At 68.7% G+C, this 23,906-nt stretch carries 24 protein-coding genes; 10 read left to right on the forward strand and 14 right to left on the reverse strand.

Annotated elements, in window-relative coordinates; genetic code table 11:
* Positions 1-13: 13 nt before the first annotated feature.
* The 7 genes from B1818_RS12285 to B1818_RS12315 all read right to left on the reverse strand — a co-directional run bounded on the left by B1818_RS12285 (position 14) and on the right by B1818_RS12315 (position 5,957).
* A complete protein-coding gene (locus B1818_RS12285; RefSeq protein ID WP_058252104.1) occupies positions 14-727 on the reverse strand; it encodes a histidine phosphatase family protein in 714 nt (237 codons plus the stop codon).
* Positions 724-1,086 carry a ribosome silencing factor gene (gene rsfS, locus B1818_RS12290; protein WP_004023080.1) on the reverse strand — a complete coding sequence of 121 codons (363 nt, stop codon included), beginning with the start codon at positions 1,084-1,086 and terminating at the stop codon, positions 724-726. Before rsfS ends, B1818_RS12285 begins: the two co-directional genes overlap by 4 nt.
* A gap of 10 nt (positions 1,087-1,096) precedes the next feature.
* Positions 1,097-1,876, reverse strand: a complete 780-nt coding sequence (gene nadD / locus B1818_RS12295; RefSeq protein ID WP_058252105.1) for a nicotinate-nucleotide adenylyltransferase — start codon at positions 1,874-1,876, stop codon at positions 1,097-1,099.
* 48 nt (positions 1,877-1,924) lie between these two features.
* On the reverse strand, positions 1,925-3,319 hold the full coding sequence (locus B1818_RS12300; RefSeq protein ID WP_078112911.1) for a VWA domain-containing protein: 1,395 nt from the start codon (positions 3,317-3,319) through the stop codon (positions 1,925-1,927).
* Positions 3,319-4,263, reverse strand: coding sequence for a MoxR family ATPase (locus B1818_RS12305; protein WP_175401209.1), 945 nt, complete (start codon positions 4,261-4,263; stop codon positions 3,319-3,321). Before B1818_RS12305 ends, B1818_RS12300 begins: the two co-directional genes overlap by 1 nt.
* Positions 4,263-5,561: a glutamate-5-semialdehyde dehydrogenase gene (locus B1818_RS12310; RefSeq protein ID WP_058252189.1), complete on the reverse strand. Its 1,299-nt coding sequence runs from the start codon at positions 5,559-5,561 to the stop codon at positions 4,263-4,265. The genes B1818_RS12305 and B1818_RS12310 overlap by 1 nt, the downstream gene beginning before the upstream one ends.
* Positions 5,562-5,666: 105 nt before the next feature.
* Positions 5,667-5,957: a metal-sensitive transcriptional regulator gene (locus B1818_RS12315; RefSeq protein WP_197414683.1), complete on the reverse strand. Its 291-nt coding sequence runs from the start codon at positions 5,955-5,957 to the stop codon at positions 5,667-5,669.
* 127 nt (positions 5,958-6,084) lie between these two features.
* Here B1818_RS12315 and B1818_RS12320 point away from each other — a divergent pair, with 127 nt between their 5' ends.
* Genes B1818_RS12320 through B1818_RS12335 form a run of 4 tightly spaced genes read left to right on the forward strand, consistent with a single transcriptional unit; the run spans position 6,085 to position 9,762 of the window.
* Entirely contained in the window at positions 6,085-8,247 is a 2,163-nt protein-coding gene (locus tag B1818_RS12320) for an MMPL family transporter (protein ID WP_065632725.1), read from the forward strand.
* Between the two features lie 53 nt (positions 8,248-8,300).
* On the forward strand, positions 8,301-8,705 hold the full coding sequence (locus tag B1818_RS12325) for a DUF302 domain-containing protein (protein WP_058252109.1): 405 nt from the start codon (positions 8,301-8,303) through the stop codon (positions 8,703-8,705).
* 37 nt (positions 8,706-8,742) lie between these two features.
* Positions 8,743-9,348 (forward strand): hypothetical protein, encoded by a 606-nt coding sequence (locus B1818_RS12330; protein ID WP_078112912.1) that lies wholly within the window; start codon positions 8,743-8,745, stop codon positions 9,346-9,348.
* A gap of 48 nt (positions 9,349-9,396) precedes the next feature.
* Positions 9,397-9,762, forward strand: coding sequence for a multidrug efflux SMR transporter (locus tag B1818_RS12335; RefSeq protein WP_323055846.1), 366 nt, complete (start codon positions 9,397-9,399; stop codon positions 9,760-9,762).
* A gap of 18 nt (positions 9,763-9,780) precedes the next feature.
* Here B1818_RS12335 and B1818_RS12340 read toward each other — a convergent pair whose 3' ends face one another.
* The 3 genes from B1818_RS12340 to B1818_RS12350 form a co-directional block, all read right to left on the reverse strand.
* The gene (locus B1818_RS12340) at positions 9,781-10,554 is read right to left on the reverse strand and encodes an HNH endonuclease family protein (RefSeq protein ID WP_058252111.1); all 774 of its coding nucleotides are present in this window, start codon (positions 10,552-10,554) and stop codon (positions 9,781-9,783) included.
* Positions 10,555-10,673: 119 nt separating this feature from the next.
* Positions 10,674-12,920, reverse strand: coding sequence for an ATP-dependent DNA helicase RecG (gene recG, locus B1818_RS12345; RefSeq protein WP_078112913.1), 2,247 nt, complete (start codon positions 12,918-12,920; stop codon positions 10,674-10,676).
* Positions 12,917-14,566 (reverse strand): DAK2 domain-containing protein, encoded by a 1,650-nt coding sequence (locus B1818_RS12350; RefSeq protein ID WP_078112914.1) that lies wholly within the window; start codon positions 14,564-14,566, stop codon positions 12,917-12,919. Before B1818_RS12350 ends, recG begins: the two co-directional genes overlap by 4 nt.
* 281 nt (positions 14,567-14,847) lie before the next feature.
* Between B1818_RS12350 and rpmB the strand changes: the two genes are divergently transcribed.
* Together rpmB and B1818_RS12360 are read left to right on the forward strand one after the other, a co-directional pair.
* Positions 14,848-15,039 (forward strand): 50S ribosomal protein L28, encoded by a 192-nt coding sequence (gene rpmB / locus B1818_RS12355; RefSeq protein ID WP_004023092.1) that lies wholly within the window; start codon positions 14,848-14,850, stop codon positions 15,037-15,039.
* Between the two features lie 107 nt (positions 15,040-15,146).
* Positions 15,147-15,986 carry an enoyl-CoA hydratase/isomerase family protein gene (locus B1818_RS12360; RefSeq protein WP_078112915.1) on the forward strand — a complete coding sequence of 280 codons (840 nt, stop codon included), beginning with the start codon at positions 15,147-15,149 and terminating at the stop codon, positions 15,984-15,986.
* 262 nt (positions 15,987-16,248) lie between these two features.
* Here the strand turns inward: B1818_RS12360 and B1818_RS12365 are convergent, their stop codons facing one another.
* From B1818_RS12365 to B1818_RS12375, 3 genes are read right to left on the reverse strand one after another with little or no spacing between them, the layout of a single operon-like run.
* The gene (locus B1818_RS12365) at positions 16,249-16,932 is read right to left on the reverse strand and encodes a uracil-DNA glycosylase (RefSeq protein ID WP_078112916.1); all 684 of its coding nucleotides are present in this window, start codon (positions 16,930-16,932) and stop codon (positions 16,249-16,251) included.
* Positions 16,933-16,958: 26 nt separating this feature from the next.
* Positions 16,959-17,480 (reverse strand): gamma carbonic anhydrase family protein, encoded by a 522-nt coding sequence (locus tag B1818_RS12370; RefSeq protein ID WP_058252116.1) that lies wholly within the window; start codon positions 17,478-17,480, stop codon positions 16,959-16,961.
* 31 nt (positions 17,481-17,511) lie between these two features.
* Entirely contained in the window at positions 17,512-18,552 is a 1,041-nt protein-coding gene (locus B1818_RS12375) for a thiamine-phosphate kinase (protein ID WP_078112917.1), read from the reverse strand.
* Between the two features lie 225 nt (positions 18,553-18,777).
* Here B1818_RS12375 and B1818_RS12380 point away from each other — a divergent pair, with 225 nt between their 5' ends.
* Both B1818_RS12380 and B1818_RS12385 read left to right on the forward strand, forming a co-directional pair.
* Entirely contained in the window at positions 18,778-19,023 is a 246-nt protein-coding gene (locus tag B1818_RS12380; protein WP_058252118.1) for an Lrp/AsnC ligand binding domain-containing protein, read from the forward strand.
* An 84-nt stretch (positions 19,024-19,107) separates the two neighbouring features.
* On the forward strand, positions 19,108-19,701 hold the full coding sequence (locus tag B1818_RS12385; RefSeq protein WP_058252119.1) for a DUF3515 domain-containing protein: 594 nt from the start codon (positions 19,108-19,110) through the stop codon (positions 19,699-19,701).
* A gap of 14 nt (positions 19,702-19,715) precedes the next feature.
* Here the strand turns inward: B1818_RS12385 and B1818_RS12390 are convergent, their stop codons facing one another.
* Entirely contained in the window at positions 19,716-20,723 is a 1,008-nt protein-coding gene (locus B1818_RS12390; RefSeq protein WP_058252120.1) for an NAD(P)H-dependent glycerol-3-phosphate dehydrogenase, read from the reverse strand.
* A 145-nt stretch (positions 20,724-20,868) separates the two neighbouring features.
* Between B1818_RS12390 and cofC the strand changes: the two genes are divergently transcribed.
* Complete coding sequence (gene cofC, locus B1818_RS12395; protein ID WP_078112969.1) at positions 20,869-21,606, forward strand: 2-phospho-L-lactate guanylyltransferase; 738 nt, start codon at positions 20,869-20,871, stop codon at positions 21,604-21,606.
* A gap of 74 nt (positions 21,607-21,680) precedes the next feature.
* Positions 21,681-23,879: an RNA degradosome polyphosphate kinase gene (locus B1818_RS12400; RefSeq protein WP_078112970.1), complete on the forward strand. Its 2,199-nt coding sequence runs from the start codon at positions 21,681-21,683 to the stop codon at positions 23,877-23,879.
* The last annotated feature ends 27 nt before the right edge of the window (positions 23,880-23,906 follow it).

The following is a 23,906-nucleotide window of genomic DNA, read 5'->3' on the forward strand; positions in this document are numbered from 1 at the left end:
CGGCGGACGTCGCTCACTGCACCGCCGGGTCGGAGTCCTCGGCGGACGCGTTCCACACGTCCAGGCGCCACCGCGGCAGTTCGCCGGGCATGCTGTGCCCCGACAGCTGCACCCAACTCGTGTTCGCGAGCCCCCCGAAGACAGGCCAGTTCTCGACCGGCAGCCCGAGCAGCGCCGCGGTCATCGCCGCGATCACTCCCCCGTGGGCCACCAGCACCACCGGCGCCTCCGGGTTGTCGCCGACGCCCCACTCCGGCAGCAGCTCGATCAACTCGTCGACCAGGGGGGTGGAGCGGCGGGCGACGTCGACGCGGCTCTCCCCACCCGGCGGCGTCCAGGTCGCGTCATCGCGCCAGACGGCGCGCGCGCCCGGCATCGCGGCATCGACGTCGAGGTGCGTCAGACCCTGCCACTCACCGAGATGCGTCTCCCGCAGGCGTACGTCGGTGGTCACCGGCAGACCGGTTCGTTGCGCGAGCGCCTCGGCGGTGTCGCGGGCCCGCCGCAGATCGGACGACCAGATGACCACCGGTTGCCGCTTGGCGAGCTCGACCGCGGCCGAACCAGCTTGCCGGACACCGAGTTCGGACAAGTCGGTGTCGATCTGACCCTGCATCCGACTCGCCGCGTTGTACTCGGTCTGACCGTGCCGCAACAGGATCAGGCGCCGCACCACCGGGGTGAGACGTTCGACGGCGGTGTCGTGTGAGTCGGGACCGCCACTCACGACAGCCCGTCCACCTCGACCACCGGGCAGTCCTTCCACAGACTCTCCAGCGCGTAGAAGCGTCGTTCGTCGGTGTGCTGGATGTGCACCACGATGTCGGCGTAATCGAGCAGTGCCCAACGACCTTCGCGCGTGCCCTCGCGCCGCAGCGGCTTGTGGCCGGCCTCCCGCAGCTTCTCCTCGACTTCGTCGACGATCGAGTTCACCTGACGCTCGTTGTCGGCGGAGGCGATCACGAAGGCGTCGGTGATCACCAACTGCTCCGACACGTCGATCACCGTCACCTCATGGGCGAGCTTCTCGGCCGCGGCCAGGGCGGCCACCTTGGCCATCTCCAGCGCTTCAGCTGACGCAGTCACACTTGTCCTCTCATTCGGTCACGGCCTGTTCGCCCAGGGCGCGGCCCGACCCGTCGGTATCGCCCTGCAACTCCCCGGGAGGAATTTCCTCGGGCGGGAGCCGCTCGGGGCGGTTGGCCCCCGGAAGCGCCGGGGCGGAGACACCGGGCGACGACGCCCGGGGCGCACGATACAGCTTCCGCTTGGCGATGTACTGCACGACGCCGTCGGGCACCAGGTACCAGACGGGCCGACCCTGCAACGCGCGCGTCCGGCACTCGGTGGACGAGATCGCCAGCGCCGGGATCTCCAGCAGATGCAGGGTGTCGGCGGGCATGGCCTCGAGATGGTGGGCCAGGTGCGTGGCGTCGAGCTCGTACCCCGGGCGGCTCACGCCGACGAAACGGGCGAGGCCGAACAGCTCCTCCCAGTCCTGCCACGACAGGATGGATTCCAGCGCGTCGGCACCGGTGATGAAGTACAGCTGGGCTTCCGGAAGCAGCGCTCGCAGGTCGCGGAGCGTGTCCACGGTGTAGGTGTCGCCGTCGCGGTCGATGTCGACACGACTGACGCTGAACTGCGGATTCGACGCGGTCGCGATGACCGTCATGAGGTAGCGGTCCTCGGGCGGGCTCACCGTCGTCGCCTCGCCGATCTTCTGCCAGGGACGGCCGGTCGGGACGAAGATCACCTCGTCCAGCGAGAACCGGTGGGCGACCTCGCTGGCCGCGACGAGGTGCCCGTTGTGGATCGGGTCGAACGTGCCGCCCATCACGCCGATACGGCGCGCACGCGGGCGGTCGGGTGACATGGACGGTCAGTCTACGCGTCGAGCACTGATGCGAATCGGCAGCGCTGGTCAGATCGGCAGGAGGTCGGCGATGACCGTGCCCAGTTGTGTGGCGTTCCGGCATTCGAACATGTCGATCACGTCCGCGTAATCGGTCGCGACCGAGTCACCCGTGCCCCAGTGCTGCTTGGCCTCCGGGTTGAGCCAGTAGGCGTGCCGGGCCCGTTCCACCAGTTCGGCGAGCGCGTCGGCGTGCGGATCGTGATAGTTGTTCCGCCCGTCCCCGAGGATCAGCAACGCACCCCGGTGGGTCAGCGTATCGCCGTAGTCGGCGACGAACCCGGCCAGCATGTTGCCGTAGTCCGAGTGACCGTCGCGGGTGGAGATCCGCGCGGTGGAGATCATGTGGTGCATCGCCGCACCGAAATCCTCTTCGCCGTGGTCGAAGTAGTCGGTCACCTCGTCGACGGTGTCGACGAAGGCGAACACCCGCACCTTCGAGAACTGTTGCCGCAGTGCATACACCAAGCGCAACGTGAACTGACTGAACCCGGCCACCGACCCCGAGACGTCGCAGATGATGATGAGTTCGGGCCGCCCCGGGCGGGGCTTGCGGTGACTGAGTTCGATGGGCACCCCACCGGTGGACATCGAGGCGCGCAGCGTCTTCCGGACGTCGACCGCGCCGCGGTGAGCGCGCCGTCGCCTCGTCTCGAGCTTCGCGGCCAGCAATCTTGCCAGCGGTTCGATGGTCTTGCGGATCTCCACCTGTTCTTTGGCACCCGCCGACAGGAAGTTGACGTTCTCCGGTAGCGGGGGCACCGCGTAGGCGCCGACCTTCTCGCGGCCATTGCGGTCGGCCATGCGCCGCTGTGTCTCTCGCTCGATCGCCGCACGCAGATCATTGGCCTTCTGGCGCGCCGCCTGCCGGTAGAGCGGTTCCGTACCGGCCCGCCCGCCGTCCCCGTCGCCATCACCGGCCATGGCCGCCGCGATCTTCGCGATCAGTGTCTGCGGACTCACCGCGGTGATGGCCTGATAGGCCGAGAACGCCTCGCCCCGAGTCGATCCGTAACGCCCCAACTCGTCGACGATCATCGCGATGGCCTGGTCGAGCCGGCCGTCGTTCGCCGACGCGTCGTCAGCGAGCATCTCCGCCAGCGCGTCCCGGACCGCCTCGACATCGAGCTCGCCGTCGGGGGTCCGCGGGAGATCCTCGGTCACCGTGCGCATTCCGGCGCCGAGCGGGAACCACAGGTCGAAGACCCGGTCGAACACACCGCGATGGGCGTGATCGACGAGCAGTGTCGTCGCGAGCCCCTCGCGCAGACGGGGGCGTTCGAGGAGATCGAGGACCTCCATCGCACTCGCCGCATCGATCAGCGCCGACGGCCCGACCACGATCCCGCGACGACGCAACTCGTCGACGAAATCGGTGAGGTGCGCGACGAGCGGAGCCGTCATCAGCCCAGCTTGAGTTCTTTGAGAGCCGTCTTGAGGTCCGGCCGGTGCTTCAGCACGACACCGAGCGTCCGCGCTATGAGTCCGTCGTCGAATCCGCCACCGCTCTTCGCCGTGGCCTTCTCCCCGGCTCCCAGCGCCAACAGAGTGTTCGCCCAGTCGATCGTCTCGGCCACCGACGGCTTCTTGCGGATGTCGAGTGTGCGTAGGACACCGACGATCCGCACCAGCTCGGCGCTGAGCGAATCCGACAGGTTCGGCACCCGCGACGCGAGGATCTCCTTCTCGCGCTCGGCATCCGGGAAGTCGATGTAGAGGTACAGACAACGACGCTTGAGTGCCTCGGACAGTTCACGGGTCGCGTTCGATGTCAGCAAGACGATCGGACGACGCTGAGCGGCAACGGTTCCCATCTCCGGGATGGTGATCGCGAAATCGCTGAGCACTTCCAGCAGCAGACCCTCCATGTCGACGTCGGCCTTGTCGACCTCGTCGATGAGGAGCACGGTGGCACCCTCGCGCGAGATCGCCTTGAGCAGCGGCCGCGGCAGGAGGAACTCGTCGGAGAAGATGTCGGCCTTGGCCTCATCCCACGCGCGGTCCCCCGTCGCCTGGATGTGCAGGATCTGCTTGGCGTGATTCCACTCGTACAGCGCGCGGGCCTCGTCGATGCCCTCGTAGCACTGCAGGCGGATGAGTTCGGCATCCGTGGCCGCCGCGATGGACCGGGCGAGTTCGGTCTTGCCGACACCCGCCGGCCCCTCGACCAGCAACGGCTTGCCGAGACGGTCGGCCAGGAAGGTCGAGGTCGCGGTCGCGTCGTCGGCGAGGTAACCCGTCGCGCGAAGGCGACCGACGACGTCGTCGACACCCTCGAACGACGGCACGACGGCCGGGCCCGAGCCGGTGTATCCCGCGGTCCCCGCGTCCGGGGTCGTCGCGCTCATCAGGCGGGCCGCACGTGGCCGTTGCCCCAGACCACCCATTTGGTCGAGGTCAGTTCCGGCAGACCCATCGGGCCGCGGGCATGGAGCTTCTGGGTGGAGATGCCGATCTCGGCGCCGAAGCCGAACTGCTCGCCGTCGGTGAAGGCGGTCGATGCGTTGACCATGACGGCGGCGGCATCCACGCGCCGGGTGAACTCGTCGGCGGCCGCCAGGTCGGTGGTGATGATCGCCTCCGTGTGGCCGGTTCCGTAGGTGTCGATGTGGGCGACCGCGGCGTCGAGCCCGTCGACCACCTTCATCGCGATGTCCATCGACAGGTATTCCATGGACCAGTCGTCCTCGGTGGCCGGCTCCATACCCGGCTCGTCGCCGTGGATGACCACGCCCTGGGTCTGCAGCACCGAGGTGATCCGCGGCAGCGCGTCGGCCGCGACGGCCTTGTCGATGAGCACGGTCTCCGCGGTGTTGCAGACACTCGGCCGGCGGGTCTTGGAGTTGAGGATGACACGCGCCGCGACATCGAGGTCGGCGAGTGCGTGGACGTAGACGTGGCAGTTGCCGACGCCGGTCTCGATCGTCGGGACCGTCGCATTCGACACCACGGCCTCGATGAGGCCCGCGCCGCCACGGGGGATGACCACGTCCACGAGTCCGCGCGCCCGGATGAGCGCGGTCACGCTGGACCGATCGTCGCTGGGCAGCAGCGACACCGCATCCGCGCTGACCCCCTTGGCCGACAGGGTCTCCCGCAGCACGCGCACGAGTTCGGCGTTCGACGACGCGGCCGACGACGAGCCACGCAGCAGCACCGCGTTCCCGGACTTGAAGGAGATCCCGAACGCATCAACGGTGACGTTGGGGCGCGCTTCGTACACGATGCCCACGACCCCCAGGGGCACGCGCAGCTGACGCAGCTGCAGCCCGTTGGGGAGGGTCTTCCCCGCAACCACCTCACCGATCGGGTCGGGGAGCACGGCGACCTGCCGCAGACCGTTGGCGATACCGGCCACGCGCGACGCGTCGAGCCGCAGCCGGTCGAGCAGGCTCACCTCGATGTCGGCCGCCTCGGCACGTGCGATGTCCTCGGCGTTCGCGGCCAGGATGGTGTCGGTGGCCGCCTCGATGGCGTCGGCCGCGGCGAGCAGGACCTCGTTCTTGCCCGCGGTCGTCAGACCGCTCAGCGAGCGGGACGCCGACTTGGCGGCACGGGCAAGCCCGAGAACGACCTTCTCGGTGTCGGACTTCTCGGCGCCGGAGCCGCCTTCGGCGACGGACTGCTCTGCGGTGGGTGCGCTCATCAACATCCTCGACTTCGGTGGTTCCGGGCGCAACCGCCCGGACAGTGCCGTTCTCAGAGTAACGCCGCAGTTTCGGAGTCCCCAACGAGATCCACGGTCGGCGCCTCAGGCGAGTGCGAGGAAGAGTTTCTCCAGCTCTGCCTCGGTCAACGGCGGTTGCTCACCGTCAACGGTCTCGATGCACTGCCGCATTCCCGAGGCCACGATCTTGAAGCCGGCGCGGTCGAGCGCGCGGGACACCGCGGCGAGCTGGGTGACTACATCCTTGCAGTCACGCCCGGCCTCGATCATCGCGATCACGCCGGCGAGCTGCCCCTGCGCTCGGCGTAGACGGTTGAGGACGGCACTCATCGCATCGTCGCCGACGGCCACGTGGGGCCTCTTGTCATCGGCCATCGAGGCCTCCTCGCTGTCGTGCACCACCGACGTCCGGTTGGGTGCTGAATTCTTGACGTCAAGATACCCCCATGGGTATGTTAGCCGCCAGACAGATACCCCCAGGGGTATATACGAAAGGATATCCATGGCGCCGATCACACCTCTGTCCGACGAGGCGACCACTACCGACCCCGCGGGCTCCCCGCCCGGGGGCCTCGGCCGGTGGGGTGCGGCCATGGCCGCGCACGCCCGCTGGGTGTTCGGCGTGTGGCTCCTCGTCCTGCTCGTCCTGGGAGCCGCGGCGCCGTCGGTGTTTTCCGCACTCGCGGGCGCGGGCTGGCAGGCCGACGGGTCGGAGTCCGTGCAGGTCCGCGAGCTGGCTCAGCAACATTTCGGCGGGAACTCGTCGGCAGCGGTCCATGTGGTCGTCCACTCCGAGCGCGACACGGTCGACGGTCCCGCGATTCGAGAGGTGGTCGGCGAGATCGCTGCACTGGCGGGGACGGACAGCCGGTTCGCCCAGGTCGTCCCGCCACAGCCCGGCACGTCGATCAGCCCGGACGGCCACACCGGGATCGTCATAGTGGGCGCGGCCGCCGACACCGACGAGATGGTGCGCGCTGTCGATGAGCACAAGGACGCGTTGATCGCCCTGTCCGGAAACGGGATCGAGGTGTACCCGACGGGTGCCTCGGCCCTGTGGAGCGACTTCAACGAGGCCAATCACGACGCGATGATCAAGGCCGAGCTGTTCTCATGGCCGGTCACGCTGACGATCATGGTGCTCGCCTTCGGGTCGCTCGTCGCGGCCGGTCTCCCATTGTTGCTGACCATCGCCGGTCTCGTCGCATCCGCGGGCGGCCTGGTGTTGTTGAACCAGGTCACCCCGATCTCGGTGTGGGCCATGAACTTCGCGATGATGTTCGCGCTGGCGCTGGGCATCGACTACGCACTGTTCCTGGTGTCGCGGTTCCGCGACTCGGTCCGGGAGCACGGCGACGACATGCGCGCGGCGGTGGCGCAGACGATGGACACCGCAGGCAAGGCGGTGTTGCTGTCCGGCATCACGGTTCTGGTGAGCCTGTCGGCCGTGCTGCTGGTTCCGGCACCGGCGGTGCGCACGATGGCGGTGGGCATCATGCTCGCGGTGGCCTTCGTCCTCGCGGCAACCCTCACTCTCCTACCCGCCGCGCTGGGCGCCCTGGGTGGCCGGATCAACGCGGTCTCGCTGCCGTACGCGCGCCGCCAGCAGCACCGATCGCCGGTGTTCGCACGCTGGGGCGGCTTCCTGCAGCGCCATCCGTGGGCTGTCGCCACCGGCTCCCTGGTTGTTCTCGTCGCGCTCGCGATCCCGGTCGTCGGGTTGAAGGTCGCTATGCCCTCCATCGGCGTCGTCCCGGCCGACGCGCCCGTCCGCCAGGGCTATGAACTCGTGCAGTCGCAGATGGGCGAGGGCGCACCGGGGATGCTGCAAATCGTCGCACCCGCCGACGAGGCGCAGCAGGCCGCCGCGGTCGCGGCGCAGTCCCCGGGGATCACCATGGTCACTCCCGCGACGCCGGCCGCGGACGACTCGGACCTCGTTCTCATGCAGGCTCTTCCGACCGTCGACCCGTCCGCCGGCCAGATGGCCACAATCGTCGACGACCTGCGTGACGCATTGCCCGACGGCGCTCTCGTCGGCGGCGCGCCCACCGAGAACCTCGACCTGCAGCACGCTCTGAACGACTACTTCCCGCTGGTCGTCGCCGTCATTCTCGTCCTCGGTTTCGTCCTGCTGCTGGTGTCACTCCAAGCGCCGCTGATCGCACTCATCGGCACTGTGGTGAGCCTGCTGTCCACCGCCGCGGCGTTCGGCGTCGCGAAGCTGATCTTCCAGGACGGGCACCTGGCAGACCTGCTGGGCTTCACACCTCAGGGATTTCTCGACGGCTGGGCCCCCGTGTTCTTCTTCGCCATGATCTTCGCGATCGCGATGGACTACACCGTGTTCCTCCTCGCCACCGCCAAAGAACACTACGAACGCTCCGGGGATCCATCGACCGCGCAGGTCGACGGCATGGCCCACTCCGGGCGGATCATCTTCGCCGCAGCTGCGGTCATGGTCGCCGTCTTCTTCACCTTCGCCCTGGCCCAACCACTCCCTCCGAAGGAGATGGGGATCATCCTGGGTGTGGCAGTCCTGCTCGACGCCGTCCTGATCCGCCTCACCCTCCTGCCGGCGCTGCTACGCATCACCGGCCGGGCGGCGTGGTGGACACCATCCTGGTTGCGCCGGATCCTCCCGTCGATCAGCTTCAAGCATTGACCTCACCCGAATCGGGTACACGCCCCTTGAGGGCCGACAAGAAAGGACACACGATGTCACTCGCACTGACCACCACGCTGCCGCACCCCTTCCCGGAGGCGGTCGAACGGACCAGAGCCGCGCTCGCCGATCAGGGATTCGGCATCCTCACCGAGATCGACGTCCAGGCGACGCTCAAGACGAAACTCGATGAGGACATGGAGCCGTACCTGATACTCGGCGCGTGCAATCCGCCGCTGGCGCATCGGGCGCTCGGCGTCCAGCGGCAGATCGGGTTGCTGTTGCCGTGCAACGTCGTCGTCCGCTCCGACCCGGGGAACCCCGACCACACGCTGGTCGAGGCGATGAACCCCGATCTCATGGTCCAGGTCTCGGGCGAACCGGACCTCGAACCGGTCGCACGTGATGCCGCGGTGAAGTTGCGCGCCGCGATCGATTCCCTGACCGCACAGTCCTGAACCCCTTGCACATTCGTCCGAGACCAACGGAGTTCTCATGACCCACTTCGATTTCCACTTCGACCCCGTGTGCCCCTTCGCGTGGGCGGCCTCGCGGTGGCTCATCGACCAGGCGCAGGCACACGATGCCTCCGTCGACTGGCACGTGATGAGTCTGGCCATCCTGAACGAGGACCAGGAGCCGGATTCCGACGAGCAGCGGCAGCAACTCGACACCTCGCGGAGGCTCGGACGTGTGTTGACGGCGGCCGTCGACGAGTCCGGGACCGACTCCCTCGAACCGCTCTACTCGGCGATCGGCCGACGGCTGCACCACGCGGGCGACGAGATGACTCCCGCGACGGTGTCGGAAATCCTCGTCGACACCGGCCTCCCCGTCGGCCTGGCCGAGGCCATGGACGACGAGTCGTTCGACGACGCCCTGCGCGCGTCGCACCAACGAGGCCAGGATGCTCTGGGCGAGGCCGGCGGGAGCCCCATCACCGGGATCGACGGCAACCATTTCTTCGGTCCCGTCCTCTCCGACATCCCGACCGGTGACGAAGCGGACGCACTTTTCTCGTCTCTGGTGACGCTCGCGGGCGTCTCGGCATTCGCACAGGTGAAGCGGCCGGCGGGAGGACCTCCGTCGTTCTCGGACTGATCTCGGCGCGCATCCCGCCCGTCTCCCGCCTACTGTGACGCCGTACAGATGTCCGAAGACGGGAGCGATCGCGAAGTGGCGTGGCTTGTCCTGGTGACCGCGGGTCTGGTCGAGATCATCTACATGGCAGCTCTGGAGAAGTCGAACACCTTCACACGTCCGATGTGGACGGCCCTGTTCATCATCGGGGTGATCGTGAGCATGGCCGGTGTCGCCTACGCGATCCGCTCGATCCCCCTGGGCACGGCCTACGCGGTCTGGGTGGGGATCGGCGCGTTCGGTACCGCGATCTACGGAATCCTGTTCCTGCGAGAACCGGCCGGCCTCGCTCGGCTCGGATGCATCTTCCTCATCCTCACGGGTGTCGTCGGACTGAACCTGTTGCACAACTCGGAGGGCGCGGGCGCGCATTGACGCGGCGGCGCATGGTCGTCAGTCCGCACACCGCAGCGCCTCCGACAGGACGCGTCGGGAGGGCTCGTCGACCGTCAATCTGTATGCAGCCGTGACGGTCACGAACTGTATCGCATACTGGCACCAGAATCCCCGGACCGGCGGCATCCAGCGCGCGGGTTCGGAGTCGCTCTTGTCCTGGTTCGAACGCCCGTCGACGGCAACGAGATTGGCGGGGTCGTTCGCGAAGTCCAACCGCCGGTCGGGCGGCCACGCCCACGCTCCCATGTCCCAGGCGTACGACAACGGCACGATGTGGTCGATCTGCACCGCCGACGCGCTCCGATCGCGCCGGAAGACCACGAAGTCGCCGGTGTACGGGCTCCGCAGTTCGCCCGCCAGTACGGCACGCGGACAACTCGACGTCGGGCCGGCTCGGATGTCGCGCAGATCCCGGGCGAGCACGTCGTTACGGGTGTCGCATCCGTTGCCGCCTCCGGGTACGGACGCGGCGTCCGACCACGCGGTGCCGAACGCGGACCGGTCGTAATCCTGTCGGTCGGTACGCCCCGCACTGATCGGGATCGAGGCGAGCAGCGACGCCGCCTGCCCCGCCATCGCCCGAATCCTCGGGTCGGTGTCGGGACCGGCCCGAAAGGCGTCGACGCCGACGGCGACCACCACTGCTGTGACGACCGCGGCGACGAGCACCGCCCACTGCCGTGGCGACCAGGACGGCGAGTCCCGCGGCGTCCAGCGCATCCATCGGATCCGCATGCGGAGTCGTCGCAGCGTCGGCGAACGCATCACCATGCATTCTCAGACGCACACGGCGACCTTCTGGTTCCGTGTGTCGATCGGCCGGGTACCGATGTCGCAGAACGTGGCGCCAGGCGCACCGACACGCGACAACTGGGCTCAGGCCGAGCCGGTCAGGACTTGTCGAGGTACGCGATCTTGTTCGGTACGAGGATTCCGTCGACGAGGTCGGCGAGCGGCCGGTGTTCGAGCAGCGTGATGTCCTCGCTCACCACGTCTTCCGCGAGTTCGCGGGCGTCCTCGATGACCTCGACGTCCTCGAGCAGGGACAGGAACCGCAACGACGTGTTGACGCCCGACTGCAGGGACCCGAGCAGATCACCCTCCCGCCGTTGCTCGAGATCGACTCGCGCGAGCTCGAATCCGTCGTTCGAACCGGCCACGGCGCGGAGGCGGTCCATCGACGGCGAGCCGTCCCGGGCATTCGTCATCAGCAGGCACAGACCCGCATGCCGCCCGCGCCCCACGCGACCGCGCAACTGATGCAGCTGGCTCACGCCGAACCGATCGGCGTCGACGATGACCATCGTGGTCGCATTGGGCACGTCGACACCCACCTCGATGACGGTGGTGGACACCAGCACGTCCACCTCGCCCCGGCCGAAAGCATCCATGACGGCGTTCTTCTCGTCGGCGGGTAGGCGGCCGTGCAGGAGCTCCACGCGTCGGTGCGCGAACGGGCCGGCGACGAGGGCCTCGTACTGCTCGAGGACCGAGGTCGTCCGCGGGCCCTTCTCCTCGTTGTCGTCGGGCTCGGGTTCGGGCCCGTCGCCGATGCGCGAGCACACGACGTAGACCTGACGGCCGGCATCGATCTCCTCGTTGGCGCGCGACCACACCCGGTCGACCCATGAGGATTTCCCGGTGGGCACCACCGACGTGGTGATCGGCTGCCGGCCGCGCGGCAGCTCCCGGAGGACCGAGGTCTCGAGGTCACCGAAGGCGGTCATGGCGACGGTCCGCGGGATCGGCGTCGCGGTCATCACGAGGAAATGCGGTATCCGTCCGTCGCGTCCCTTGCCGCGCAACACATCTCGCTGCTCCACGCCGAAGCGATGCTGTTCGTCGATCACGACGAGTCCTAGGTCGAAGAACTCGACCTTGTCCTCGAGGAGCGCGTGGGTCCCGATCACGATCCCGGCCTGGCCCGTCACCACGTCGAGGAGCGTCTCGCGCCGGCCCTTGGTCTTCATCGAACCCGTCAGCAGCGCGAGGCGCGTCGCGCCGTCGGCCGCGGTCAGTTCGCCCGCCTCGGCGAGGTCGCCCAGCATCGTCTTCATCGTCCGGTAGTGCTGTGCGGCAAGCACTTCCGTCGGGGCCAGGATAGCGCACTGGTACCCGTTGTCGACGACCCGCAGCATTGCCAGCAACGACACGAGTGTCTTCCCGGACCCGACCTCGCCCTGTAACAGCCGCGACATCGGCTGCGCGCGGGCCAGATCCTCGGCGAGCTCCTCCCCCACCTCGACCTGACCGTCGGTCAAGGTGAACGGGAGTCGGTCACGCAAGTTGTCCTCGAGACCGCCGGGCACGCGTGGACACGGTGGCGCCGACTCGCTCCGCCCCGCCAGCCGGCGCTGCGCCAGCACGGTCTGGATGGCCAGCGCCTCATCGAACTTCAGCCGACGGGCGGCGACCTTCACGTCGTCCTCGGCATCGGGCAGGTGGATCTTGCGGATCGCCTCGTCGGTGCTGACGAGACCCCGCGCGCGGCGTTCGGCTTCGGTGAGTGCGTCGGGAATCGGCGCGCTCTCACTCAGGACCCGACGGACCGCGCCGAGGATGTCCCAGGTCTGAATGTTCTTGTTGGCCGGGTACATCGGCAGGATGTCGCGGTCGAACATGGTGACCAGGGGGTGATCGCCGCGCTCTCCGGTGATCTGCTCCTCGATCGCGTACATCTCGGTCAGCATCTTGGAACCGACGACGTCCTCGATCTCCGGATCGCCGTCGGGAAGGATCATCCATTCCGGATGCGACAACTGGATCTGGTCGCGGAAGTACTTGACCGCGCCGGCCATCATCACCCGTGCACCGGGTCGGAACAGCCCCTTGAGGCGGTGGGCGTTGAAGAAGCTGGCCTCGTAGACGTCGTTGTCGTCGGTGACCTTCACCTTGAGGAACGACCCTTTGCGGCTCCTCATCTTGATGAGATCGGACTTGGTGATCCGTCCGACGATCGTCAGCCACTCACCCGGTTCGGGCCGCTCCTGGTCGACCACGTGGCCGCGTCGGATGTACCGGCGGGGCGTGTACCGCAACAGCTCCCCGACCGTGTGCACGCCGACGGTGGCGAGCTGTTCGGCGGGCTTGGTCCCCAGGACGTCGGACAGCGAATCCGACAGTGCCAGTTCGGTCACTCAACACCCACCTGGACCAGATCGGTGCGCTGTCCGGTGCGGTACACCGCCAATTCGATGCCGGGGTAGCTGCGCCGCATCTGCTCCGCGACGGCCTCGAGGGCGGCCTCGTCGACCTCGACCCCGGCGAGCACCGTGACGAGCTCGCCTCCGGTGGAGAGCATGAGGTCGACGAGGGCGGTGCACGCCGACGTCTGATCCGGCGCCACGACGAGCACGTCGTCGCCGATCAGCCCCAGCACGTCACCGACCTCGCTCATCCCCGCCAGCGTCATCATCCTCGTGGTCGCCGACTGCAGCGATCCCCAGCGCGCCCCGGCGGCGGCCTCGGCCATCGCGTAGGCGTCGACGTCGGGGACCTCGCTCGGATCGTGCACGGCGAGAGCGGCGAGGCACTGGGTCATCGACGACGTCGGCAGCATCAGGACCGAACGCTGGGTGGAACGCACCTCGGTGGCGACCGTGACGAGATCCTGCGATGTCAATGCGCCGTTGGCCATGACGACGACGTGCGCGCTGTCGGTGTCGCGGATCGCGCGGCCCAGCTCGTGGGCGGTGAGCCCGTCGTCGGCGCGCAGCACGACCGCACCGGCCTCGCCGAACAGTTCGGCCGCGCCGTCACCGGACACGACGACCACCACCGCCCGTTTGTGCCGGGGCGGCGGCTCAGCCGAATCCGCCTGTGCCCGAATGGCATCGAGAGCGAAGCAGGTGATCCGGACATCCGAGAGCTGCCCGAGGCCCGCGCCGGCCTCGACCGCCGCACCCGGGTGGCAGGTGTGGACGTGTACCGAGAAGCGTTCGCCCTCACCGCTGGAACTGTCGCCGACGATCACCACCGCGTCGCCGAGTTCGTCCAGACGTTCGCGCAGTTCGGCGATCTGCTCGCCGGCCGCGCCGTCGAGGAGGTACATGACCTCGAAGTCCTGGTCGCTCCCGTCGAGGCAGCTGTCGTCCGGTCCGTGACCCAGCGTGGTGCTGTCGGTGAGGATGCCCCGGTAACGCCGGCGGCGGTGCGAGACGCCGGTGATGACCTTGACCATGGCGTCCACGATCGCGAGGAAGCCACGCCCGCCCGCGTCCACCACGCCCGCGTTCGCGAGCACCGACAGCTGTTCCGGGGTGCGTTCGAGCGCTTCGGCGCAGTCGTCGGCGACGGCGCGCACCTGGTCGGCCGGGGACTCGTGCTCGTGCGCCGCGGCCGATTCCGCGGCGACCCGCACCAGCGTCAGGACCGTGCCCTCGCGCGGTTCGCTCACCGCACGGGTGGCCGCGAGCGAACCGAGACGCAGACCCAGCGTCGACAGTTCGGCGAACGTCAGGGCGTCGGTGTCGCCCAGGATCTCCGCACCGTCCGCGAGTCCGACCAGCACCTGCGAGAGGATGATCCCCGAGTTGCCCCGCGCCTGCGCCACCGCGCCGTCGGCCATGGCGCGGGCGACCTCGGGCAGCGACGCGTCGGGCGGCGTCTTCTCGACCGCCTCGGCCGCGGCCCGCATCGTGAAGAGCATGTTGCTCCCGGTGTCCGAATCGGGGATCGGGAACACGTTGAGGTCGTTGATCTCGCCGCGCAGCGACTCGAGCTGTTCGACCGAGACTCGGGCCCAATCGCGCAGCAACTGCGGGTTGACGGTGCGGGCGATCACACGGTGGCTCTTTCTCGCAGACGCGGCGCGCGACGTACTGTGCTCTCGCGCGCAACGTGACCGGCTGGTGAGGTTGTGGGCAAGGTTACTCGGGGTGTCCGACCGTGCGGCGCGACCGAGCGGGACCGGGTGGCGGATCGGCTCGGATTTGGTCACGCCACCACGACCTGGTTATCCTTGCAGGGTTGCCTTTCGCCTCGAGCGCGCACACCCACCGGTGGTGCCGATCGATCCGAGCGGCTGAACACCAGACCATGATCATCTACCAAGGGAGTTCGACGATGGCTGCCGTCTGCGATATTTGCGGCAAGGGCCCGGGCTTCGGCAAGTCGGTGTCTCACTCGCACCGCCGTACCAACCGCCGCTGGAACCCGAACATCCAGTCCGTTCGCGTGGAGGTCGCCCCCGGCAACCGCAAGCGCAAGAACGTCTGCACCTCCTGCCTGAAGGCCGGCAAGACCGCAGCTGTCTGACCTCCTCGCCCGTCCGCGGGTGGGAGTTCGAGAGCACGAGACCCGATGCCATGAGCGCAAGCTCCCCGGCATCGGGTCTTTGGTGTGTGCGCGATAGGGTTTCGCGCATGGCCTCATCGAACCCCACCACCCCCGCTGCCGTAGACGCCTCCGACGCTCTGGTGCACGAGCGCAACGGCGTCCTCACCATCGCGGTCTCGACGACAGGTGCGGGCAACTCGCTCGACGACGCCGCCCTCGCCGCGGGAACCCAGGCACTGCGCGAGGTCGCGCGTGGACAGCGTGACGTGGGGGCGGTCCTGCTCGTCGGGCTGGGCAAGAACTTCTGCGCCGGCGGCAACGTGCGCGCCTTCGCCGGTGCGGACGACCGCCCGACCTATCTGCGCGAGATCGCCGACAACTTCCACCAGCTCGTCGGCGCCCTGTATGAGGCGGACCGCCCCGTCGTCGTCGCCGCGAAGGGCTGGGCCGCCGGCGCGGGCATGTCGCTGGTGTTGCACGCCGACGTCGCCGTCGGTGGTCCGTCGACCCGGCTGCGGCCCGCCTACCGCGGTATCGGTCTGACTCCCGACGGGGGTCTCACCTGGACCCTCCCCCGCGCTGTCGGCGCTGCCCGGGCACGCCAGATCATCTTGACCGACCGCGTCATCAGCGCCGACGAGGCCCAGCAGTGGGGGCTGCTGTCGGAGATCGTCGCCGACGACGAGGTCGATTCCGCCGCGCGCACGGCCGCCGAGGCCATCGCGTCGGGTCCCCGTGACGCCGACGCGATGACCAAGCATCTGTTGGCCGTCTCCGCCGACACCACGCTGGTCGAGCACCTCGCCCTCGAAGCCCGCTCCATCTCCGAACGGTCCGGACTGCCCGAGGGCATCGAGGGAGTCGACGCCTTCGTCGGCAAGCGCGCGCCGGACTTCACCCGGGGCCGCGCCACCACCGCCCCCTGATCCGAAAGAACGACATGACCATTGCTCCCTGAGGTGCGAGGAGCGCCAGCGACGAGCCACGAAGGGCCTGGTGAGACAGGTTGCGGAGCCCTTCGTGGCTCGCTTCGCTCGCACCTCAGGGAGCAGAGATGTGGACGCTCAAGAGTGTTCTTTCACGATCCACGACGGCCGCCAGGCCGCAGGTACTGAGGTGCGGGGAGCGCCAGCCGCTGGGCCGAGCAAGCGACGAAGGAGCGCGTCGAGGTCGACGAGCCTCGAAGGGTCACGGCAGACGCCACTCCACCGGTTCGGCCCCGAGGTCCATCAGTTCCTCGTTGGCCCGGCTGAAGGGTCGGGACCCGAAGAACCCGCGCGAGGCCGACAACGGTGACGGATGCGCCGACACGATGGTCGGGACGTCGGGCAGCCACTTCTCCAGTCCCGCGGCGTCCCGGCCCCACAGGATCGCGACGAGCGGCTCGTCGCGGGCGGCAAGCGCCTTGATCGCGCACTCGGTCACCTCTTCCCAGCCCTTCCCCCGGTGAGAGGCCGGCTCGCCGGGGGCCACCGTGAGCACGCGGTTCAACAGCAGCACACCGTTGTCCGCCCAGGGCGTGAGATCCCCGGTGGTCGGCATCGGATAGCCGAGATCGGCGCAGTATTCGGTGTAGATGTTCGTCAGGGAACGCGGGATCGGGCGCACGTCGGGCGCCACCGAGAAGCTCAGTCCGACGGCGTGTCCGGGCGTCGGGTATGGATCCTGCCCGACGATCAGCACGCGCACTTCGTCGAGGGGGCGCGTGAATGCCCGCAGGACATGTTGTCCCGCAGGCAGATAGCGCCGTCCCTCGGCGATCTCGGTGCGCAGGAACCGGCCCATCTCGGTGATGAGCGGCTCGACCGGGGCGAGCGCCTGCGCCCAGCCCGGGTCGATCAGTTCGGCAAGGGGTTTGGGTGGTGCGGTCACTCGATTGCCTCCGTCGTGGGCGGTCGTCAGTCCAGTCGTTTCAGGGCGGTGCGATAGTGCTGCGCGTTCTGGAAGTACATCTCGCAGTTGAGTTCGGTGTGCCCCTCCGGTACCTCGTAGCCGTCGCGGAGCCGGGCCGGTACACCGAGCGCCATCCGTCGCGAGGGAACGTCGAACTTGAACGGGACCACCGCGCCGGCTCCGACGATCGCGCCGTCGCCGACCGTGGACCCGTTCAGGACCACCGATCCCGAGGCGATGAGGCAGTCGTTTCCGATCGTCGCGCCCTCGATGTGCGCGTTGTGTCCGACGACGCACCGTTCGCCGATCACGGTCGGGTCGAGAACCGTGCAGTGGATGACGGTGCCGTCCTGGATGTTGCTGCGGGCGCCGACGGTGATGGTCCCGTAGTCGCCGCGGAGTACCGCGCCCGGCCACACCGAGACACCGTCGCCCAGGGTGACCGCGCCGATCACCACCGCGTCCGGGTGCACGTAGGTGTCCTGTCCCAGGACCGGTTCTCGGTCGTCGAGTGCGTAGATCGCCATGAGGCGACTCTAATGGTGCGCCCCGGGGACCTCAGTCACCAGTCGGGTCGGCGAAGGACTGCCACCCGTGCAGTTCGAGACCGTCGGGCCCACCGACCCGGCGGTCGTCGACCCAGACCTCGGGCGCCGACGAGGACTTCTCCCCCACCGAGCCGATGACGGTCCACCCCGGCGGCACCGTGGGCCCGCCGAACGCCGCGAGCAGGTGATGGTCCTCGCCGCCGGCCAGTACCCAGCGGTCGACGTCCGCCCCGAGTTCGGTTGCCGCGGCAGCCAGATCCGGGCGCCGCGGTACGGCGTCGCCATGCACGGTCATGGCGACCTGGGCAGCCCTCGACATCGTGAGCAGTTCCTCGACCAGACCGTCGGAGATGTCGGTCATGGCGTGCGCACCTGCCGCCGCGGCGACCGGCCCCTGGGCTAGGTCGGGTTTCGGAACTCGGTGCAGTGCAACCAGTTCCGACCAATCGCTGACCACCGGACGCGGATCGGACAGCACCGCGAGTCCCGCGGCGCTGGCCCCCAGCGGACCGCTCACCGCGAGGACGTCACCAGGCCGGGCACCGCCCAGCGAGACCGGGGGCCGACCCTCGAGCGCGCCGACCGCGGTGACACTCACCACCACCTGACCGGCCGCGACGAGGTCGCCGCCCAGCACCCGGGCCCCCTGTCCGTGTGCCGCGCGGACCACGCCGTCGTTGAGGTCGAGGACGACGCCGACCGGCGTGTCCGCCGGACACGCGATGGACACGACGAGACCCGTTGTGCGGCCGCCCATCGCGGCGACGTCGGCGGCACTCTGCACCACCGCGCGGGCGCCGACCTGCCCCGGCGTCGACCAGTCGAATCGGAAGTGGCGCCCCTCGACGACGGTGTCGGTGCTGATCACCGCCGATCCCCCGATGTCGAGAACGGCTGCGTCGTCACCGGATCCGATCACGATGTCGTCGGCGGGCTCACCGGAGGTCGCGGACGCGGTCAACGCGGCGATCACGGCACGCTCACCGATCGCCCCGACCGTGTCGGTCCGGTCGATCGCGCGGTCCTGCCGACCTGTCTCGTCGAAGGTCACTCGTCGGGGCCTTTCCTCTTCCGGTCGCGCGCGCACGGGGTTGTCGGTGACAATGTGTGCCACAGTGTATGGGCCCGCCGGGCGGGAGCGATCCGCAACTGTCCGGCCGCCCGCGGCAGTCGTGCACTGCCCGACGACCGCGCATGCGCCGAGCCGCCGGTACGACAGCCCGTGTCGACGATGTGCCCCATACGATGTGGCCCGGGAACGACACAGACGGAGAGGATGTCCGTGGTTCAGGCATACATACTGATCCAGACCGAGGTCGGCAGGGCCGCCCTCGCAGCCGCGACCATCGCCGAGATCGCCGGGGTCGCCTCGTCGGAAGAGGTCAGTGGGCCGTACGACGTGATCGTCCGGGTCGACGCCTCCGATGCCACCCACCTGACCGAGAACGTGGTTCCGCAGATCCAGAAGGTGGACGGGATCACCCGCACCCTGACCTGCCCGGTGGTCCCCACAACGCGCTGAGGGGCGTCGGCCGGCCGCTGACGACGGGTGATCCTGACGGGTCCCCGTGCGCGGGTTCGGCAGACCGACTCCTACTGTTGTGGGGTGACGTCAGCAGGTTCGGATGACACCCAGCAGGATCCCGTCGACGGCGAATCCGCCGAGGACTCCGCGCGGTATGGCGGCGGCGGACGTCTCAGCCCCGCACTCGTCGCGACCCTGGTAGCCATTCCCGTGATGGTGCTCGCCGGCTTCATCGTGTTCGCCGCGCTGCGCCCCGATCCGGTGACCCCGATCGAGTCCTACGACTCCGTCGGCCCGGTCGCCGCGGAGTGCACCCGCTTGCTCACCGAAGCACCGGACACCTTCGAGGGTTTCGGCACCAAAGAGGTCTCCGGCGACCGCGCGACGTGGCCGTCGACCGGCCCGGGCGACGACATGACACTTCGGTGCGGGGTGACCCGACCTGCCGAGCTGTCTCCAACCAGCAATCTCCAGGAGATTCACGCCGCCGGCCAGGCCGGGGTCCAGTGGTTCATCACGGACACGGTCGACGGCTCGGGCCAGGCCTATGTGTGCGTCGACCACCGACCCTATGTCGCGATGTGGATTCCGACGAACGCCGGCAACGGACCCATCACCGACATCTCGGGACTGATCGACCGCACCCTCGAACGGGGACCGCTCGACTTCGGCTGATCGGCGGCGGGCGCTCAGTCCCGGTAGATCTCCGGCTTGGTGCTGCGGCCCAACAGCGAATTGACCGCGTCGGCCACCGACATGCCGTCGTGACAGACCTGGTGGACCGCGTCGGTGAGCGGCATCGGCACCTGGTGTCGCTCGGCCAGCGCACGCACCGACGAGCACGACTTGACGCCCTCGGCGACCTGCCCGTTGGTGGCCTCCTGAGCCTGCGCCATGGTGGCACCCTCCCCCAGCCGCGCGCCGAACGTGCGGTTGCGCGACAACGGCGACGAACACGTCGCGACGAGATCCCCGATCCCGGCGAGACCCGCCAGCGTCTCGATCTGCGCGCCCACCGCGACACCCAACCGGATCGTCTCGGCGAGCCCACGAGTGATGATCGTCGCCAGGGTGTTCTGACCGAACCCGATGCCGCTGGCCATCCCGCAGGCCAGCGCGATGACGTTCTTCGCAGAGCCGCCGATCTCACATCCGACGACGTCGGTGTTGGTGTACGGCCGGAAGTATCGCGTACTGAACGCGCTCTGCAGCGTCACCGCCCGCGCCTCGTCGGCACAGGCGATCACGGTCGCCGCCGGTTGACCCTCCGCGATCTCGCGTGCCAGGTTCGGCCCGGTCAGCACCGCGATCCGGTCGTCGGCGACACCGGTCACCTCGGCGATGACCTCACTCATCCGTAGCAGGGTGTTGGATTCGATGCCCTTGGCGAGCGACACCAGCGACGCATCCGACCCGATGTAGGGCGTCCACTGCGTCAGGTTGGGGCGCAACGACTGCGACGGGACACCGCAGACGACGACGTCGGCGCCGAGCAGGGCATCGACCGCCGAACTCGTCGCGGTGAGCGCGGCGGGCAGCGCGATGCCGGGTAGATAGTCGGCGTTGACGTGCTCGGTGTTGATCGCCTCGGCGAGTTCGGGTCGCCGCGCCCAGATCACGGTGTCGGTACCGGCATCGACCAGCACCTTCGCCACCGAGGTTCCCCAGGAACCCGCACCCATCACCGCTGCGCGCACCGCAACCTCCCACCGGGCAAGCCCAATTCCGTATTCCCACCGCCGGCGCCGGCCGGACGGCCGACCCTGCTCACCCTAGTGCCCTGCCGGGTGTGGCCGACCCGGAATGTCACCGACCAGGGGTCGGTGCATCATGATGGTCGGCATGGAACACAGCACCGTCGGCGCGGGCGCCGACTCGACGGTCGTCGACGCGGGGGGCAACGAGCCCGTCGCGACGTCGGTCGCGGCCGTGCTGGCGGTCAAGAATCTGCACCGCGCGAAGTCACGACTGGCGGCGACGCTGTCCACCGCATTCGAGGGTGACGACCCCGTCGCCCGGGGTTCCCTCGTCCTGGCGATGTTCCTCGACACCGTCGACGCCCTGCGCGGTGCCGGGATCTCTCGGCTCGTCGTCGTCAGCCCCGACGACGAGGTGCTCGCCGCGGCGCGGCGCTCGGGCATGCGCGGCCTGCGGGAGTCGCCGCACCGGTCACCGACTGACGCCGGTCTCAACTCCGCGTTCGTCGACGGTGCGCGCTGGGCGCGCGAGGCGTGGCCCGAGTCGACGGGCCTGATGTACGTGCAGGCCGATCTGCCGGCGGCGACGAGCACGTCCGTCGCCGCCGTGTTGCGCGCCGCCGGTGAACACCGCTCGAGCTTCGTCACCGACCGGGACGGATCCGGGACGGTGCTGCTGCACGGCACCGGTACCGACGTCCCCGCTCCCCGCTTCGGGCCCGGTTCGGCGGCCGCCCACCGGGCCGCCGGCGCCGTCGAACTCGACCCGGCCGGCCGGGAGTGGGCCGACCTGCGCACCGACGTCGACACCGCGGCGGACCTGGGCGTCGCCCGCGAGCTCGGCCTCGGACCGCACACCGTCGCTGCGCTGCGTCATCTCTGACCCCGACCCGCACTCGACAAGCGTCCGACCGGCGGGCGTGTACGCCGGGGACGGCGATGGGTCATCATTGGGGGGTGAGCCCCGCCGACGATGACGTATCGCAGACCGCCACGGTCACCACGACACCGATCCCGCACGCCCCGCCGGCCGCCACCCTGGTGCCCGACGAATCCGCCGACCTGCCCGAGGACCGTTACCTCAACCGGGAATTGAGCTGGCTGGACTTCAACTCCCGGGTGCTCGCGCTCGCCGAGGACATCTCCCTGCCGCTCCTCGATCGTGCGAAGTTCCTCGCCATCTTCGCCTCGAACCTCGACGAGTTCTTCATGGTGCGGGTGGCCGGACTCAAGCGGCGCGACGAGACCGGCCTGTCGGTCCGGTCCGCCGACGGCCTGTCGCCGCGAGAACAACTCATGCGCATCGCCGGACGCGCGCAGACCGTCGCCGACCGGCACGCGCGCGTCTTCCTCGATTCGGTCCGACCGGCGTTGGCCGACAACGACATCTACGTGGTGTCCTGGTCGCAGCTCACCGCCGAGCAGCAGGCGCGGATGACCGATTATTTCCAGGACGAGGTATTTCCGGTCCTGACGCCCCTGGCGGTCGACCCCGCTCATCCGTTCCCGTACATCAGCGGGTTGTCGCTGAACCTCGCGGTCACGGTCCGCGACGTCAACGAGAGCGGCGAGCACTTCGCGCGGGTCAAGGTACCGGACAACGTGAACCGCTTCATCCGCGTCGACCGGCTGTCGCCCGCTCGGGCGCCCGACGACGACAAGGCCGCCAGGAGCGCGGTGTTCCTGCCGTTGGAGAGTCTCATCGCGGCCAACCTCGGGACGTTGTTCCCGGGTATGGAAATCGTTGAGCACCACGTCTTCCGGATCACCCGCAACGCCGACTTCGAGGTCGAAGAGGACCGCGACGAGGACCTCCTCCAGGCGCTCGAGCGAGAACTCGCGCGCCGTCGGTTCGGCTCGCCGGTGCGGCTTGAGGTCGCCGACGACATGAGCGAGCACATGCTCGAGTTGTTGCTGCGCGAGCTCGAGGTGGACCCCGCCGACGTCATCCAGGTGCCCGGACTCCTCGATCTGTCATCACTTTTCGAGATCTACGCGCTCGACCGCCCGCATCTCAAGGACCGTCCGTTCGTCCCCGCCACCCACCCCGCGTTCGGCGAGCGAGAGACACCCAAGAGCGTGTTCTCGACCCTTCGCGACGGTGACGTACTCGTCCACCATCCGTACGACTCGTTCTCGACGAGCGTGCAGCGGTTCATCGAGCAGGCCGCGGCCGACCCGCAGGTCCTGGCCATCAAGCAGACGCTGTACCGCACCTCCGGCGACTCCCCGATCGTCAACGCGCTCATCGACGCCGCCGAGGCCGGGAAGCAGGTCGTCGCGCTGGTGGAGATCAAGGCCCGCTTCGACGAGCAGGCGAACATCAAGTGGGCCCGCAAACTGGAACAGGCCGGCGTCCACGTCGTCTACGGCCTCGTCGGTTTGAAGACCCACTGCAAGACCTGCCTGGTGGTGCGTCGAGAGGGCTCGACGATCAAGCGGTACTGCCACATCGGGACCGGCAACTACAACCCGAAGACCGCGCGGCTCTACGAGGACGTGGGCCTGCTGACCGCCGCCCCCGACATCGGCGCCGACCTGACCGACCTGTTCAACACCTTGACCGGTTACTCCCGCAAGCAGGAGTACCGCAACATCCTCGTTGCGCCGCACGGCATCCGGGCGGGCATCATCAAACGGATCCATCGCGAGATCGAGCTGTTCCGCGACGGCGACACGCGCGCGAGAATCCAGCTCAAGGCGAATGCACTGGTCGACGAGCAGGTGATCGATGCGCTGTACCGGGCCTCGCAGAGCGGGGTACCCGTCGATGTCGTGGTCCGTGGCATCAGCGCGCTGCGGCCCGGGGTCGAGGGTTACAGCGACAACATCCACGTGCGGTCGATCCTGGGGCAGTTCCTCGAGCACTCCCGAATCCTGTATTTCGGTGCGCAGAACGAGTACTGGTTCGGCAGCGCGGACATGATGCACCGCAATCTCGATCGGCGCGTGGAGGTCATGGTGAACGTCCGTGACGAGCGTCTGGCCGGTGAACTCGGTGACATCTTCGCCTCCGCCCTCGATCCGCGGACCCGCTGCTGGGTCCTGCAGTCCGACGGGAGCTGGGTGGCCTCACCCGCCGAGGGCGAAGAGGTGCGCGACCATCAGCGACAGATGATGCGGCGCAATCGTCGTCGGCCGGAGACCAGTTCGTGACCGGCACCGACGCGTAACCTTCGACCT

Source organism: Gordonia sp. IITR100 (assembly GCF_002009645.1).
GTDB classification, from domain to species: domain Bacteria; phylum Actinomycetota; class Actinomycetes; order Mycobacteriales; family Mycobacteriaceae; genus Gordonia; species Gordonia hongkongensis.